This window comes from Ruegeria sp. HKCCD4315 (assembly GCF_013112245.1).
Lineage (GTDB): Bacteria > Pseudomonadota > Alphaproteobacteria > Rhodobacterales > Rhodobacteraceae > Ruegeria.
On the sequence record NZ_WVRN01000001.1, the window covers coordinates 1077916 to 1093304 of the forward strand.

Consider the following 15389-nt stretch of genomic DNA (forward strand, 5'->3'; position numbering starts at 1 on the left):
CCATGCCGAGAAAACGCAAGCCCCGTAAAGAACCAAAGATCGACCGGGACGCAGCCGCACTGGCCGTTCAGAAGGAATTGGGGCGACCGCTGACGTGGGAAGAATACTGCCATGTGTGGAACGCCATCGCGGACGAAGAAGGCACAAAGGACCACTTGAATGCCAAGTGAAGCCAACAGAGTGGACGCCCAGAAGACGGAACGTGACCGTGTGCAGGTCGCACAGGCCAACGTGAACAGCCGTGAAGCGGGCAAACTGGGCCGTGACAGGCTGGTGGGCCGGATTGAGAGTTTGAAGGCCGCAGGGCTGCACACAGCGGCCCGTAAGCTGCAAAGCGAACTGGACCGGATGAATGCAGACCGATGAATGGGAAGCAATCTATTCCGCCGTGGGCGCAAGCATGGCGCTGGCATGGTCTGCGCCAACTGATGAAGATTTTGCTGTCCAGATGACGCGGCTGTGTCGGACGCTCTGGTCCGAACTGCGTAAAGAACCATGGCCCGATGATGTGCTGCCATTGACCCGGCACATGACGGGCGTTCCGCAGAACGATCCGCAGGAATTTGTTCGCCGCCTGCTGTCGTTTGAAATTGAAAAGCAAAGGATGAACTGATGGCTACCGCACCGACGAATACACAATCCACCCACACGCTGATGCTGCTGGCTGACGCCAACGGGATGAAAAAGGGTTTGGATGCTGTGGACCGCGAACTGCGCGATGTGGTCGTTCAACTGGATCGCGCCAGTGCATCCGGTAACAAGTTCAATACTGCCACCAAGAACTTCACCAACACCGCAAGGCAAGCGACGACTGGCACCCGTCGGATGGGCAACAGCATCCAAAACGCCAGCTATCAGGTCGCGGACATGGCGGTGCAACTTGAAATGGGTACGTCATTTGCCCGTGCGTTTGGACAGCAGTCATCCCAGCTTCTGGCCGGTTTTGGCGTTTGGCCTGCCGTGATCGGCGCGGCAATCGCTGCCGGTATTCCGTTGATCAAATGGCTGATCGATGCGGGGGATGAAACCGAGATTGTGACCGCTGCCCTGAAGGATTTGCAAGACGAACTGGACAGCCTGCGCTTTGGTGAAACCGACCAGCAGCGTGATCTGGGTCGTCAGGCCGAAGCATTGGTTGCCGAGATTGCGGAACTGGAACTGATCATCAAGGACATCCGCGAAGAATTTGCCGGTAGTGCCGACGATCTGGCCGACATCGAAATTGTCCTGAACGAACTGGTCGAAGACGAACAAGAACAGTTGGACCTGAAACGTCAGCAACTGAAGGAAATTCGCGAACAGCGGCGTGCGCTGGAAGAACAAATCCAAAAGACCCGCGACTTGATTGACGCGTTTAACCAAGCGTTGAACCCCGTCATTCGGATGAACGAAGCGTGGGATTCCATGTCCGGCAAGCTGGACACCATAATCGACAAAGCCAAGGACATGGCCACAGAGTTCATCAAGGCAGCACAGGCCAACGCGATCATCGATGGCGGTGATGGTGGGTTGCAGGGTCGCTTTGACCGTGCGGCGTACGGTGCTGGCCAGCAGGCACTACGCGACCGGCTTCTGTCCGGTTACACGCTGCCCGAAGACAAGCCAGCCGGTGGCGGGGGTGGGGGCGGTCGCAGCAGACGCGATCCGCTTGAAGAGTTGATGGAAAGCATCACGCTGCGTGAACGGCTTGTCGGTCTGTCAGAGGCCGAAGCGGACGTGGTGAAGAAGCTAGGCGACAATTACGCCAACTACACCCAGGAACAGATCGACGGCGCGACCCGAGCCATGGAAGCATTGGAAGCGCAAGAAAAAGCCTATGAGCGTCAGCAGGAATTGATCGGTGATCTGTCGTCTGGATTTACCGATGCGATCTTCGACATCGCGGACGGAACGAAATCGGCCAGTGAAGCATTCGCGGATATGGCGCAATCGATCCTGCGCAACCTTGGCGAAATGATCATCCAGCAGATGATCTTCAACGCGCTGTCGGGTGCCCTTGGCGGCACGGGTCTTGGTTCGATCTTGGGCTTTGCCAATGGCGGTGCGATTGCCAACGGAAGCGTCGTGCCATTTGCAGACGGGGGTGTGGTATCCAGCCCTGCCATGTTCCCGCTGTCCGGTGGTCGGACCGGATTGATGGGTGAGGCAGGCCCCGAAGCGATCATCCCCCTACAGCGCGATTCTGCGGGCCGTCTGGGCGTTGGTGGCCCGTCCATATCCATCAACAACTATTCGGGCCAAGAAGTGACCGTCACGCGGTCGGACAGCGAGGTCATTGAAATTGCGGTCGGTCAGGCGCGGCAGGCTGTGGCACAGGACTATGCTCAGTCGATGCAGAGCGGTCACGGCACGTATGCGTCCGCTCTGGAAAGCAGCTACAGGTCCGGCAGGAAGGCGTTTTGATGGAAGGTCAGTTCATTCAGGACGAACTGCGGGCCGCATTGGCCCCGTTCATCGAAAAGGACGTCAGTGTATTTTGCTGGGCACTGCCGGATAGTGGTGGCCCGAACTGGGTGATCCAAATGCAGATCGGCCCGTTTCGTGTGTTGGATAGCTTGCGAGTAAGTCGGGATTTGAGTGACGCCGAAGTGGTGGATGAAGCGATGCGTGCCGCGTGGTCTGATCTGGTTCGCCTGCTGCGGATGCTAAACGCGCAGCCCATTGCTGACCGGTTCGTGCCTTCATGTGACGTCCACCCATTTATGCCAGTGATAGAAGTAACACCTTAACCGACCGGGGCGTTATTCCCAAACCGGTTGGCCAGCCCGCACCGTCAGGTTCCATCAACGGTGCGGGCGATTTCAATCACTTACAGCGGTAAAACTGTGTAACCCAATAGATGGGGGATCGGTCCGCATTGGGCTGGGTACGTACAATTCCTAATCAAAGTTAGGGTTTGAACCCTAAAACAACTTGTGCTAACAAGGTCAGGCACGGGACGAATCGTTCCGGCTTGTTCTTTGACATTGTTGTACTTTTTCGTTCGCTAGGCTTCACGCCGATAATGCGAAATCCCAAAAACACACAGAAAGGAATGCTTATGAAAGCACCTGAAACACCAACCCAAGGTTGGATAAACAAACGCGTCAAAGCGGGTAAGCGCGAAATGAAGGCGATCAAACTGGCGAACGGTAAGGTTCGCGACCATTGGATGGAAATCGGTCGGATCGCTCTGGAAGTGAAGGACAGCGCACCGGTCAAAGGTATGCTGACCGATTGGGCCACCGAAGTGCTTGGCACTGCCACACCTTCGATACTGGCCAGCCGTGCGATCTGGATGCACCAGCATCCGAAAGCGGTCGCACTGGTTCCCGAGAATGCCAACTACCCCGACGCCGTGGTCAAAGAATGGGGAAAGATCGCCAACGCCAAGCTGGACGAATTTGTCGAAGCAGGCCGCAACGATCTTGACGCATTGGCTGCGGAACTGGGTGTCGAAACCACGGATTTGCTGGACGCCAAGGGCGAACCGAAAGGCCGCTACAAAAAGGCCATCAAACGCCGTGACGACAAGCTGGCAAAGCTGGACGAAGAATGGCTGGACCAGCAGACCGCACAGGCCGCACCGGACGTGCAGCAAGCGCAAGAGGCCATCACACCCCATGTGGGCATCATGAACCCGCCAGTGGGTGACACCTTCGCAACGATCCAGACGTGGCGTGAACTGCAACGGCTGCGCGCCAAGCTGGAAGACGAATTGGACGAAGCCGCGTACCGGGTTCTGGCTGCACAGCGTGACGCTTGTGACGGGTCAATGAGCGAAGCCGACGCCAAGGCGGCATATGAAGACGGCCAGATCGTCTGCATCGCTGCGGCTGGCTGCTACATCGCTGACCCCAAAAGCGGCCTGTCATGGTCCACCCATCGCCGCAGATGCGGCAAGGATCACGGCAAAGCCGAACCGTTCAAGGCACGATACGACTACTTCATCCCGCAGTGACGCGGGGTGAAGCCATCAACTGACAAAGGAAACTGACATGACCAAATGGATGATTGTCGGGATGATCGCGGCAACCGCTTTGGCTGTCACATTCCTGACCGACAGCGGGATCGACCTGACCCGCAATGACGACCCGGTGCAGATCGCCATGTGCGAACACATCGATACGGAACTGCGCCGCAGCAAGACCGACTGGGAACAGTCGTTCTGGATCAAGAAATCCGTGGAAAAGGGGTGCGACTGATGAACCGAATGCTGATCAATACGGACCGCTTGTATGTGGCGGGGCGGGACGACAACCGCGAAGTGAAAGTCGGGATCACACAGAATGACTCTGACACACGGGTTCGACAATACGCCAAAACAAACGGCCTGAAAGGCTATGACGGATGGATCAAAAACCTTCGTGAATATCGCATACCCCGGCATCTGATGCGGGAAGATTTTGAAACCGCTGTCCATTGCGCTTTGCGTGTTGATGCGGGGTTGGACCCTAAGCACGTGCATGGAAGCGGACCGCGTGAAATCTTTCCGCTGTCGTTTGAACGGGCGTGCGCGGTTATCGAACTGCAAATCCGACGCGAAGAATACTTCCGTCAGTACAGTCTGCGGCACGAATTGATCCGACCGATTGCCGAAGAAATCCTGTCAACCAAATCGCCCGAAGACATTGCGATCATCCAACGCCGGATCAACAACCTAAAACGATTGGCGGATGCCCAAGCCGAACACCTGACCAAAACGCCCCGCCATTGAGCGGGGCTTTTTTGTTTACCGATCCTGAAACAACAGGTCTTCCCAGCGGTGCATGATGGCCCGTCGTTGGGTCAGGCGTCTGGCGCGGTTGTATGTGCGCTGTACGCCGCGTGCGGTTGATGCCGCTTGGTGGTTCAATATCCGGTCGATGTCGTTTTCATCCTGTCCGTCTTCAGCCAGATGCGTGGCAAAGCTGCGCCGGATGTCTTGGATGCGGAACTGGGTGGTCGGGACATAGGCCGATTGAAACCACCGCTTTTTGACATGGGCCGTCGTCTTGAAATGGGCGAACCGGTTAGGCGTCATGACACCCAGCACGAACGCGCGATCCGCCAGCGGCACAATGTGGCTGGTGCCGTTCTTACTGGTCGGCAAATACATGTCCATGCCCTGCGCACGGCTGGGGCAGAACCGCATCAGGTCGGATGGGCGCTGACCGGTCAGGATCAGCAGTTGCAGGAACTGCGACCATTCCTGCCCTTGGTACGGCGCGGCATTGTAGAGCGCGCGCAACTGATCCAGCGACAGGACGACATCGCGCGGCTGTTCCTTCCCCGGCAGAATCGTCGGGTGCAGAACCGTCCAGTCATGGGATCGGCAGTAGGTGAAAAAGTGGGTGATCGCGGCCCGGTATCGATTGCGCGTGCCACCAGACCAGCGTTTGACCGAATCTGTCAGGTCCGCGTTCGATAATTCTGACACCTGCTTACTTTGGTATTTCCGAAGACAGCGGGCCAGTTGCAGGTACCGTTCGCGCCCGTTTTTCAGGCCGTCCAGATGGTCAGTTTTGTAGCGTTCTAGTGCATCGCGCACGCGCATGGATTCATCCCCTGATAAGTGTACAGGTGTCGCGATGTCCGTGCGTTGTGCCTCAAGTGCCTGCTTTTGCAGGTCATTTTGTTTGGAGGCGAGTACCGGAATCGAACCGGTGTACACGGATTTGCAATCCGCTGCGTCACCACTCCGCCAACTCGCCTTTTCAAGTAAAATCAAATACTTGTCGTGGTGTGCGTGGGGTTTTAGCAGCTTTCCAGGAGGGCGTCCAGTGGATTGCGTGCAAATTTGGCGACAAGAATGAATTTCGCATGAGCTGGCGCCGGATTATTTCGACACCTTGGCTGGGTTGCGGCAACAGGGCCGTTGCTGGTCGGGTCAGGATGTGGCACAAGCCGGACATCTATGGGAATGAGACGAGATATCCAATGACAGATTTCGCAACCCGGCGCCGCACAATGGTTGATACACAGGTCCGACCCTCTGATGTCACCAAATTCCCGATCATCGAAGCAATGTTGAGCGTGCCACGCGAAAATTTTGTTCCAGATGCTCAGCGTGAAGCTGCCTATGTCGACGGTCTGATCGATATGGGCGAGGGGCGCGCTATGATTGAGCCGCGGACACTGGCCAAGATGCTGGATGCGTTGAACATTTCGAATGATGAGATGGTTCTCGATATCGCGCCGGCCATGGGGTATTCCATGGCGGTGGCCGCGCGCATGGCGCAGTTGGTCGTTGGAGTGGAAAGTAACGAGGCACTGGCGGCTGAGGCGCAAAGCCTTCTGGCCGAAGCAGATGTTGATAATGCCATCATTCATGTGGGTCCGCTGGAGCAGGGTGTTGCCGAACATGGCCCGTACGACGTGATCATGGTGCAGGGCGGTGTCGAGCAAATCCCCGAAGGTTTGCTGGATCAACTCAAGGAGCACGGCCGAATCGCGTGCTTGTTTGTCGACGGCAACTTGGGGACGGTGCGGATTGGTCGGAAGTCTGGCGGTCAGGTCAGCTGGCGCGACGCATTCAACGCCAGCGCGCCGGTCTTGGAGAGTTTTTCGGCTGAGTGTGCATTTTCGCTATAGTCCGCCGATAGATTTTTCTTCCGCCTTGATTAGTTGAAAACAAGGCCGCAAACTGCCTGCAGGGCAGTGTAATTTCGTTTTGAGAGGATTTCGGTATGCGTGGTTCAGCGACAGGCAGGCTGGTCAAGGCATTCGCAGTGACCGCAGGGCTTGCCATGAGCGTAATGCCAGGGCGTGCAGCGTGGGCTGATAACATAACAGACGCCTTCATCGGTGCGTATAATACAAGCGGTTTGCTGGAGCAGAACCGGGCACTTTTGCGGGCTGCGGATGAAGATGTGGCCATTGCGTTGTCGGCGTTGCGGCCGATCATCAACTGGACGGTGCAGGTTAGCCAGGATTATACCCGCAGTCGGACCAGCAATGTGGTCACAACCAATGAACCGTCGCGGTTTTTTACGGGTCTGACCCTGGGTCAGCTTCTGTATGACGGTGGGGCTTCGATTCTGGGCAAGCAATCTGCGCAGGAAACCGTGTTGTCGACGCGACAAACTCTGATCGACATCGAGCAACAGGTTCTGATCCGTGCGGCAAATGCCTATCTGGGCGTGTTGCTGCAGGAAGAAACCGTGGGGATCCGCCAAAACAACGTCGAGGTTTCGGCCGAAGAACTCAGAGCATCGAATGATCGCTTCGAGGTTGGCGAGGTCACACGCACGGACGTTGCTTTGTCCGAAGCGCAGTTGGCGAACTCGCAGGCGGATTTGGCGGTCGCGCGTGGTGAGCTGAGCATCGCGCAGGCAGAATATGTAAACGCGGTCGGGAAGGCACCGGGGCGTACAGCGGGACAGCCGAGTCTGCCCAACCTGCCGCGGTCCGAGGCTGAGGCCGTCAGTCTGGCGCAGCGCAACCATCCCGCGATTCTGTCAGCGCAGCATCAGGTGCGCGCTTTTGATCTGATCGTGCAACAGCAGCGGGCCAATCTTGGTCCGAATGTAAGCCTGAACGCTGACGCGGGTGTGACGGAAAGCTATGACAACGACGACTATATCAACGATGCGACTATCTCGCTGAACTTCAACCAGCCCATTTATGCAGGTGGTCGGTTGGCTGCGAATATACGTCGCGCAATGGCGACTCGGGATGCGTCACGCGCGAACCTGTTGAATGTCCAAAAAAACATCACGCAGGGCGTGACTGACCGTTATGCGGCGTTCCAGGCGGCCAGCGCCAGCCTCAGGGCATCGACTGAACGGGTTCGTGCCTCGCAAGTGGCGTTTGACGGGATTCGCGAAGAGGCAACACTGGGCGCGCGGACAACTTTGGATGTGCTGAACGCTCAGCAGGATTTGCTGGATGCGCAATTGGCCGAAGTTGCTTCACGCACTGAACGCTCGCGCGCGGCATACCAATTGTTGCAGGCTCAGGGTCTGCTGACGGCTGAACGTCTGGGTTTGGCTGTGCAGATTTACGATCCAACCTTGTATTACAACCTGGTCAAAAAGGCACCGGCACAGGTCAGCAAACAGAGCAAAGATCTGGATCGCGTCCTCAAAGCGTTGCGTCGGGACTGATCGGCCATACTATTTGTTGTGAGGTTGGGATTGTTTGGCTACACTCGATCCAAGGATAGAGCGGTAGAGAACAATGACTGATAACGTCGTAAAAGCAGGGATCGAAGACGTTCTGTCTTCGGTCAAACGTCTGGTAAGCGAAGACAACCGCGATAAATCCGTCTCGGATCAACAGCCTGTATCGAGAAAGCCGGGGCGGCTGGTTCTGACGGATGCTTTGCGTGTCAGCACGCCCAAGCAGACCAATGGGGTTCCCACCCAGACCGACTCAGACCTCAAGATGTCCGACTCGGCGAAACCCATGTTGCTGCGGGCCTGCGATATTGTGCAGGCCGGTAAGCCGGCCAACGCCGCAGAGGACGCGGCCGATGCGCCTAAACCTACTCAGTCTGCGGATGCCGCAACAAGCTTAAGCGCTAAGATCGAAGCGTTGGAAGCTGCCATTGCACAAACAGAAGATCAATGGGAACCGGATGGCGACAGCGAAGATGCTTACTCGGGCACACCGTCGCAGTCTTTGCCGTGGAACGTAGAAGCAGAATTTGCCGCAGCCGAGGCCGTCGGTTCCATTGACATTGAGCAAGCTGACGCGTCCGACGATGAGGGCGACGCACACGTTCAAGCTGAGTTCATCCGCGCGCCGAGGACCGAGACCGAGGTGATCGCAGAGCCTGCAGTCGATGACAGAAGTATCGACATGGATGAAGAGGATCTGCGCGCCCTGATCGCAGAAGTTGTCCGGCAAGAGCTGCAGGGCACGATGGGCGAGCGGATCACGCGGAATGTGCGCAAGATGGTCCGGCGCGAGATTGCACGTGCCCTAGCCGCAAAAGATCTGGAGTAACGCCTAGCTGCGCCTAGGGGGCTGGGAGAGGCTCAGCAGCAGATCAAGATTCATATGGCGTTCCAAATGATCTGCCAAGTCATCCAGAACCTGTTCGACGCCATCCTCATAAGCGACGTTCGAGGTCACGCCCAGCGTTGAAAGGTAACGCGCGCGGAACGTGTCAGACGAAAAGATACCGTGCAAATAGCTGCCCTTGATCCGTCCGTTGGCGCTGGCGGCACCTTCTGGTTTGCCTTCGACCTCCAGCCATGCACGGTCACAATCAGGTCCTTCAGTGTGTCCCATATGGATTTCATACCCGCTGACCGGATCGCGGTCGGGCAGGGCATGGGCCGAGCGTAAAATGACTTGCTTTTGTCCGCCCATCACAGTGTCGACATCCAGCAACCCCAAGCCTTCGACCTTGCCGGGTCTGCCGTCGACGCCATACGGGTCAGAAATGGTTCTTCCCAGCATTTGATAGCCGCCGCACAGGCCCAGAACGTGCCCGCCACGCCGCACGTGGCCGTAAAGGTCGATGTCCCAACCCTGCGCTCGAAAATAGGCCAGATCCCCGATGGTGGATTTGCTGCCCGGCAGCAGAACCAGATCGGCATCACCGGGCAGGGGGCGTCCGGCTGGGATGATCTCGACACTCACGTCTGGTTCAGCGGACAGCGGATCAAGGTCGTCAAAATTGGCCATCCGTTCCAGCTGAGGCACAACCACCTTGCACGTGCCGCCGGTATGAGAGCGAATGTCCATCATATCCTCAGCAGGCAGTTTCCACGCGTCATGGAACCAGGGCACGACACCCAAGCAGGGCCAACCAGTGCGGGCGGCGATGTCGTCACGCCCTTCCTCAAACAAAGACACGTCCCCTTTGAACCGGTTGACAGCAAAACCCCGGATCTGCGCCAGATCGCCACCGTCCAGCACAGCCTGTGTGCCAACGATCTGTGCGATCACGCCGCCACGATGAATATCACCGACCAGAACCACGGGAATACCTGCGGCGCAGGCAAAACCCATATTGGCGATGTCACCCTTGCGTAGATTGGTCTCAGCCGGGCTGCCCGCACCTTCGATCAGCACCAGATCCGCATCCGCACAAAGCCGGTCAAAGCTTTCCAGCGCGGCCCCCAGCAGCTTGGACTTATCCTTACGGTAGTCCCCGGCCTTCATCGTACCCGCGCGCTGCCCTTGAACGATGATCTGAGCACCGGTGTCCGTCTCGGGCTTCAGCAGAATGGGGTTCATATCTGTGTGGGTCGCCCGCTTCGCTGCACGGGCCTGAAGCGCCTGCGCGCGGCCAATCTCGCCCCCGTTTTCGGTGACGGCCGCATTGTTTGACATGTTTTGTGGCTTGAACGGAGCAACCCGCATACCCCGGCGCGTAAAGGCGCGCGCAAGCCCGGCCACAAGAACCGATTTTCCGACATTGCTGCCAGTGCCTTGAATCATGATGGCGCGAACCATGGGTTGTCTCCTATATGTCGAGGCGCAGATGACTTGATTTGAGCCGGAAGGGAAAGACCTGGATGAACACACCAGCGCATCTTTTGATCGGGGCCGCCGCTTTTGCCCGACCGCCGCAGGGCCGTATCTTGTTGGCTGCAATGCTGGGGGCAGTGCTGCCGGATTTGTCCCTGTATCTCATGGTGGGAGTGTCGTTGTTTGTATTGGGCATACCGGAACAAGTGGTCTTCGGGCAACTGTACTATTCGCGGGCCTGGCAAACCGTCTTTGCGATCGACAACTCCTTTATCCTTTGGGGGATTGCACAGTTGCTGGCAGTTTGGCGTGGCTGGCACGCCGTGGCTGTCGGAGCAGCGGCAGGTTTGTTGCACCTAGCGACAGATTTTGTGCTGCATGCGGGCGACGGGAGACCTCAATTCTGGCCTTTGAGCGATTGGGTGTTTCACAGCCCGGTCAGCTATTGGGACAGCAGCCATCACGCATTATGGGTGGCTCCGGTTTCTGCCGCAGTTTGTCTTGCTGCGTATGTCGCACTGTGGCAGCGCGGTCTGTCTGTCTGGGGCAAGTCCATGTTTGGCGTCATGCTGCTGGCCGAAGTTTGGGTGGCACGGCAGTGGTTGTTGTTTTTCTAGCCTTTTGGACATCGCGGCAGAGCATAGAAAAACGCGCTCTGGCGGACAGAGCGCGTTTTTTCTGTTCGAACTCGCTTAAGTTCAGGCGGCTTCTGCGTGCTGAGCGGCGTTGCGGCGCTCGCTTTCTTCACGGGACAGTGCGACCGAGGTCCGTACACCGCGACCAACGAACTCCATCAGTCCGCTGACAACCCGCTCGTTCGGGTCAATACCCGCGCAGGACAGAACTTCACGCCCATCGCGCGAACGTGCCCAGCGGGCGATTTGTTCGGGGCCATTGCCGTATTTCTTGTCATCGGCGATAGCGTCATCGAGTGCAGCCAACACAACGGCCGCGAAAAGTTTGCGCGCACGATTGCCTTGCTCGTTGTTAAAGGCAGTGCCGTCAACGAAATCTCTCATCTCGTCTTCCTTGTTGTTCTTGCTCTTGCATTTTCGGCGTGAGGGTCCTTATGACCTATTAGGTGCGATTCGGATACAGCTAAAATGCATAGTTGCGTTGCGTCACTTGCATGGCTTGCTGCAAGTGCAGCACTAGGTGTCGTTGTCTTGTCAGGTGTGATCCCGCCAGATATAGGGACCGCAACTGATGCATCAACCGTTTGTGAAGGATTTATGTAATGCCCAAGATAAATGGGAACGAAATTCGCCCCGGCAATGTGCTTGAGCATAACGACGGCCTGTGGGCAGCGGTCAAGGTTGACCACGTAAAACCGGGCAAGGGTGGGGCGTTTGCTCAGGTCGAACTGCGCAACCTGCGCAATGGCTCAAAACTCAACGAGCGCTTCCGGTCTGCGGACAAGGTCGAGCGTGTTCGCCTTGAGCAGAAAGATCAGCAATTCCTGTACGAATCCGATGGGATGTTGGTGTTCATGGATGCAGAAACCTACGAACAGATTGAATTGCCGGCAGATTTGCTGGGCGAACGTCGCCCGTTCCTTCAGGATGGCATGACCATTGTCGTTGAATTCTACGAAAGCGAGGCGCTGAACGCGACGCTGCCGCAGAAAGTGACCTGCCAAATTGTCGAGACCGAGCCGGTCGTCAAAGGCCAGACCGCTGCAAACTCGTTCAAGCCTGCGGTGCTGGACAATGGCGTGAAAGTCATGGTGCCTCCTTTCATCGGTCAGGACGAAATGATCGTCGTGAACACCGAAACGATGGAATATTCCGAACGTGCGTGACGTTCCGTCACTTTGTGAAAGAGACCGCGCAGGCACCCGCCGCGCGGTTTTTTTACGCGTTAGGGCGGTAACGATACCGTGTTGGGTCGGGGCCAAACAGTTCCAGCATTAGTTCATACTTGATGCGATTGGCGCTGACCTGGCGATAAAAAGCGATCAGAAATGCGGTCGGCCCCTGAATTCGGCTAAGGCCACTGGTGGCGGCCACAACGGTGCCCACATCCGTTTTCCCCTGTAACACCAGATAACCGCCCAGCATCAGAATACCGACGGTACCGGCCCCATTGATCACGCTCAGCAGGAATTTGGCCGACAGTTTCCACAGGAACATACGTCGCCGTGTGTGATAAATTTCGTCAAACATGGTGTTGATGTCCCGCTCGACCGCTTCGATATCCTCGGTCGTCAGCCGGTCTGTGGCGCCGCGCAGGATGCGGACGCGCTCTGCCACGAAAGTGTTCACTTTGCGTTGTGACACCAGAACGATAATGATCTGCGGCACAATCATCGAGAAGGCGATCAGCCCGAGCCCGGGTTGCGTGGATGAAATATAGCCGATCACGCTGATCAACGTTCCAATCTGAACCACCGGATCCGAGAAAGCGCCGCCCGCAAACTTTCCCAACTCTTCAGCCTCGGCGGAAATGGCCGTGGTCATGGTGCCTTTGCGCAGGTCCGCGCCCGTTTCCTTCAGATCGGTTGAACGCCATAGCAGGCGCTGCCGGATCAGTCGGATCATGTCTTCACCCAAAGTGCCAGCCCGGTATCCAAGGATCCATTTCAGCCCAAGGCTCAGCAGGATAACGGCCATCATACCAATACCCAATTGGATCAGCTTTTCAGTGCCGACATCATCTGCCGTCAGGTGGTTGACGATGTCGCGCTGAAACTCCAGCGGAACGGCGGCAAGCGCCGCAATGGCGATGGACAGCACGATAAGGATGATCTGCCGCCCGGCACTGGCCCGCCAGATCGCGGAATATAGTCGAAACATGGGTGTATCCGGTTTGACCTGTTTCCCTCAGTTTGGCAGGGCTGGGGAACAGGTTCAAACTTGGCGATGTGTGTCGACGAGGGGGTCGTGCTGATTAGGCAACAAGCAGCGCTTAGTCGGTCAGTCGCACCGTGGCCTCGCCCGCCTGCATTTCGCCGCCAGCGCGGTCAAAACGCAGATAGGCAATCGCGTGGCCCCCGGACTGAGTGAACAGGGTGCCTGCCGTTTTGCCATTAGCTGTGATCTCGGTCCCCACGGGCGCGGTGCCGTCGATAACAACGCGGCGCAGGCCCTTGCGCAATTCGGTCTTGTGCTTCATGCGCGCGGTCACTTCCTGACCTACATAACAGCCCTTCTTGAAATCCACGCCGTTCAGCGCTTCGAACCCAGATTCGAGGATATAGCTGTCCTGGGTCAGCTCAGTACCCGCTTCGGGAATACAGTGTTGCACACGCAGTGCATCGAAATCGGTGCCATCATCCTGTTCGGGTGCCGCAGAATACATGCGCCAGCCCATGTCAGGGTGCCGCGGGTCGGGCAGGGCACTCTCGGGCGAGGAGCCGGTTCCGCGCTGCAGGTTCATATCGGTGCTTTCGATGGCCACGTCTGCTCGCAGTTTGTACATGTTCAGACGTTTGATCAGATCATCGGCAAGGTGCTCGGCCGCGTCCAGCAGAACGCCATCGCCATCGCGCTTGAGGAAAAAGTCGGCCAGATACTTGCCTTGCGGCGTCAACAGCGCGGCATATACCAGCCCGTCATCCAAACCCTGAATGTCATTGGTGATCAGGTCCTGCAAAAAACTTTCGGTGTCCGAGCCGGTCAGGCGCAGGATGCGGCGGGTGGGCATGGCTTGGTCCTCGTCATTTCCCTTGGCCTCGTGATATAGGAAGATCCGCCGCCAAGACCAGAGGGTATCAGACGTGCCAGCCCCGATCTCTGTTGTTATTCCGACCCTAAACGCTGCCGATGCCTTGCCCGAGTGCCTTGGCGCATTGATGGAAGGACTGCATGCCGGGCTGATCCGGGACCTGATCATCAGCGATGGCGGATCTAACGACCTAACACTAGAGATCGCGGAAGAGGCCGGAGCAAGGGTTGTCACAGGCACGCCGTCACGCGGCGGGCAATTGCGCCGAGGGTGCGCAGAGCCCAATGGAGATTGGTTGCTGATCCTGCATGCTGACACTGTATTGGAAAACGGCTGGAGCGAGGCGGTAAGCGCCCATCTATCCAGCAACGGACCTGCGGCCTTTCGATTGGCGTTTAAAGCGCGGGGTATTGCGCCGGGATGGGTCTCGGGCTGGGCCAATCTGCGCAGCCGGGTGTTCGGGCTGCCATATGGGGATCAGGGGCTTTTGGTGCCGCGTGATGTCTACCATGCCGCAGGCGGTTTTCCAGACCAACCCTTGATGGAAGACGTCGCCCTAGCGCGTCGATTGCCCCGGATCACACTTCTGGATGCGCGGGCCTTTACAAGCGCGGAGCGGTATGAGCAGGCGGGCTGGATTCGGCGGGGTAGTCGGAACCTGTGGACTCTGCTGCGTTACTTTCTGGGGACGGATCCGCAGGTGTTGGCACAGGCGTATCGGCGATAAGTGTCGTACGTAGCTCGACCAGCGATTTCCCCAACCGGAACGGGGCTGCAAAGCTGACAAGGCACAAAGCTACGATTTGCAGAACCAGAATGTGGGCGTTGGCCTGCAAATATTCCCACTCGTCTTTCAATTTACCGACCTGATCGATCAGATCATCATAACTTTGGGCCAGAATCAGGTAGTCCCCGGCAATGGCCGGTACTTTCCGGCGCATATTGTCGATGGCGGTTTGCGTTTCGTCGTCCAGCGAGGTGAAGACCAGAAACTGGTCAATATCGAAGGCGTCAGCCTGCGCGGCAGCGCTGCGCATTTCATCCATGTCATCATTGGCTTGACGTCCGAACAGGAAATGCAGGCCTTGTAATGGGGCGACCTCATTGGTGACGGCAATGAACAACGGCAGTTCAGAATTGCTGGCGGTTGAAGCCGACAGGAACTCGACTTTGTCGCATAAAACAGCCGTATCCGGGTCAAAGGCTGGATCACAAAAGCGCAGGCGAAACCGTGCCGCGTCGCGATCAAAGGCCAGAGTGGCCGCATAGGCCACGTCGATCTGACGATCCAGCCGAGAGCTGTCGGAGGTGTAAAGCCCGGCCATAACCGCAACTAA

The 15389-nt window shown here is 57.3% G+C and carries 19 protein-coding genes and 1 tRNA gene; 14 read left to right on the forward strand and 6 right to left on the reverse strand.

The window, feature by feature from the left end:
* Positions 1–2 precede the first annotated feature (2 nt).
* The 8 genes from GS646_RS05355 to GS646_RS05390 all read left to right on the forward strand — a co-directional run bounded on the left by GS646_RS05355 (position 3) and on the right by GS646_RS05390 (position 4696).
* Positions 3–170, forward strand: a complete 168-nt coding sequence (locus GS646_RS05355; RefSeq protein WP_171647684.1) for a hypothetical protein — start codon at positions 3–5, stop codon at positions 168–170.
* The gene (locus tag GS646_RS05360; RefSeq protein ID WP_171647682.1) at positions 160–366 is read left to right on the forward strand and encodes a hypothetical protein; all 207 of its coding nucleotides are present in this window, start codon (positions 160–162) and stop codon (positions 364–366) included. The genes GS646_RS05355 and GS646_RS05360 overlap by 11 nt, the downstream gene beginning before the upstream one ends.
* Positions 353–613, forward strand: a complete 261-nt coding sequence (locus tag GS646_RS05365; protein WP_171647680.1) for a hypothetical protein — start codon at positions 353–355, stop codon at positions 611–613. The genes GS646_RS05360 and GS646_RS05365 overlap by 14 nt, the downstream gene beginning before the upstream one ends.
* Positions 613–2403: a phage tail tape measure protein gene (locus tag GS646_RS22835; RefSeq protein ID WP_216600442.1), complete on the forward strand. Its 1791-nt coding sequence runs from the start codon at positions 613–615 to the stop codon at positions 2401–2403. The genes GS646_RS05365 and GS646_RS22835 overlap by 1 nt, the downstream gene beginning before the upstream one ends.
* Positions 2403–2729, forward strand: a complete 327-nt coding sequence (locus GS646_RS05375) for a hypothetical protein (RefSeq protein ID WP_171647678.1) — start codon at positions 2403–2405, stop codon at positions 2727–2729. Before GS646_RS22835 ends, GS646_RS05375 begins: the two co-directional genes overlap by 1 nt.
* A gap of 311 nt (positions 2730–3040) precedes the next feature.
* A complete protein-coding gene (locus GS646_RS05380) occupies positions 3041–3940 on the forward strand; it encodes a hypothetical protein (protein WP_171647676.1) in 900 nt (299 codons plus the stop codon).
* Between the two features lie 37 nt (positions 3941–3977).
* Positions 3978–4184: a hypothetical protein gene (locus GS646_RS05385; RefSeq protein WP_171647674.1), complete on the forward strand. Its 207-nt coding sequence runs from the start codon at positions 3978–3980 to the stop codon at positions 4182–4184.
* Positions 4184–4696 (forward strand): hypothetical protein, encoded by a 513-nt coding sequence (locus tag GS646_RS05390; protein WP_171647673.1) that lies wholly within the window; start codon positions 4184–4186, stop codon positions 4694–4696. Before GS646_RS05385 ends, GS646_RS05390 begins: the two co-directional genes overlap by 1 nt.
* A 15-nt stretch (positions 4697–4711) precedes the next feature.
* Here GS646_RS05390 and GS646_RS05395 read toward each other — a convergent pair whose 3' ends face one another.
* Positions 4712–5515, reverse strand: a complete 804-nt coding sequence (locus GS646_RS05395) for a tyrosine-type recombinase/integrase (RefSeq protein WP_171678520.1) — start codon at positions 5513–5515, stop codon at positions 4712–4714.
* A gap of 83 nt (positions 5516–5598) precedes the next feature.
* Positions 5599–5672 (reverse strand) — tRNA-Cys (locus tag GS646_RS05400).
* 226 nt (positions 5673–5898) lie between these two features.
* Between GS646_RS05400 and GS646_RS05405 the strand changes: the two genes are divergently transcribed.
* The 3 genes from GS646_RS05405 to GS646_RS05415 all read left to right on the forward strand — a co-directional run bounded on the left by GS646_RS05405 (position 5899) and on the right by GS646_RS05415 (position 8910).
* Positions 5899–6552, forward strand: a complete 654-nt coding sequence (locus GS646_RS05405; RefSeq protein ID WP_171186029.1) for a protein-L-isoaspartate O-methyltransferase — start codon at positions 5899–5901, stop codon at positions 6550–6552.
* A gap of 95 nt (positions 6553–6647) precedes the next feature.
* A complete protein-coding gene (locus GS646_RS05410) occupies positions 6648–8066 on the forward strand; it encodes a TolC family outer membrane protein (protein ID WP_171186027.1) in 1419 nt (472 codons plus the stop codon).
* Positions 8067–8139: 73 nt separating this feature from the next.
* Entirely contained in the window at positions 8140–8910 is a 771-nt protein-coding gene (locus GS646_RS05415; RefSeq protein ID WP_171186025.1) for a hypothetical protein, read from the forward strand.
* A 3-nt stretch (positions 8911–8913) separates the two neighbouring features.
* Here GS646_RS05415 and GS646_RS05420 read toward each other — a convergent pair whose 3' ends face one another.
* Positions 8914–10371 carry a cobyric acid synthase gene (locus tag GS646_RS05420; protein WP_171186023.1) on the reverse strand — a complete coding sequence of 486 codons (1458 nt, stop codon included), beginning with the start codon at positions 10369–10371 and terminating at the stop codon, positions 8914–8916.
* Between the two features lie 62 nt (positions 10372–10433).
* Between GS646_RS05420 and GS646_RS05425 the strand changes: the two genes are divergently transcribed.
* Positions 10434–11003 carry a cobalamin biosynthesis protein CobQ gene (locus tag GS646_RS05425; protein ID WP_171186022.1) on the forward strand — a complete coding sequence of 190 codons (570 nt, stop codon included), beginning with the start codon at positions 10434–10436 and terminating at the stop codon, positions 11001–11003.
* Positions 11004–11084: 81 nt separating this feature from the next.
* Here GS646_RS05425 and GS646_RS05430 read toward each other — a convergent pair whose 3' ends face one another.
* Entirely contained in the window at positions 11085–11405 is a 321-nt protein-coding gene (locus GS646_RS05430; RefSeq protein ID WP_171090939.1) for a DUF6280 family protein, read from the reverse strand.
* Between the two features lie 218 nt (positions 11406–11623).
* Here GS646_RS05430 and efp point away from each other — a divergent pair, with 218 nt between their 5' ends.
* Complete coding sequence (gene efp / locus GS646_RS05435; RefSeq protein WP_170459112.1) at positions 11624–12187, forward strand: elongation factor P; 564 nt, start codon at positions 11624–11626, stop codon at positions 12185–12187.
* A 52-nt stretch (positions 12188–12239) separates the two neighbouring features.
* Here the strand turns inward: efp and GS646_RS05440 are convergent, their stop codons facing one another.
* Together GS646_RS05440 and GS646_RS05445 are read right to left on the reverse strand one after the other, a co-directional pair.
* On the reverse strand, positions 12240–13181 hold the full coding sequence (locus GS646_RS05440) for an ABC transporter transmembrane domain-containing protein (protein WP_171186020.1): 942 nt from the start codon (positions 13179–13181) through the stop codon (positions 12240–12242).
* A gap of 112 nt (positions 13182–13293) precedes the next feature.
* On the reverse strand, positions 13294–14031 hold the full coding sequence (locus GS646_RS05445; protein ID WP_171186018.1) for a folate-binding protein YgfZ: 738 nt from the start codon (positions 14029–14031) through the stop codon (positions 13294–13296).
* 73 nt (positions 14032–14104) lie between these two features.
* On the opposite strand from GS646_RS05445, the gene GS646_RS05450 reads away from it, so the two are divergent.
* Positions 14105–14779 carry a TIGR04283 family arsenosugar biosynthesis glycosyltransferase gene (locus tag GS646_RS05450; RefSeq protein WP_171186016.1) on the forward strand — a complete coding sequence of 225 codons (675 nt, stop codon included), beginning with the start codon at positions 14105–14107 and terminating at the stop codon, positions 14777–14779.
* The last annotated feature ends 610 nt before the right edge of the window (positions 14780–15389 follow it).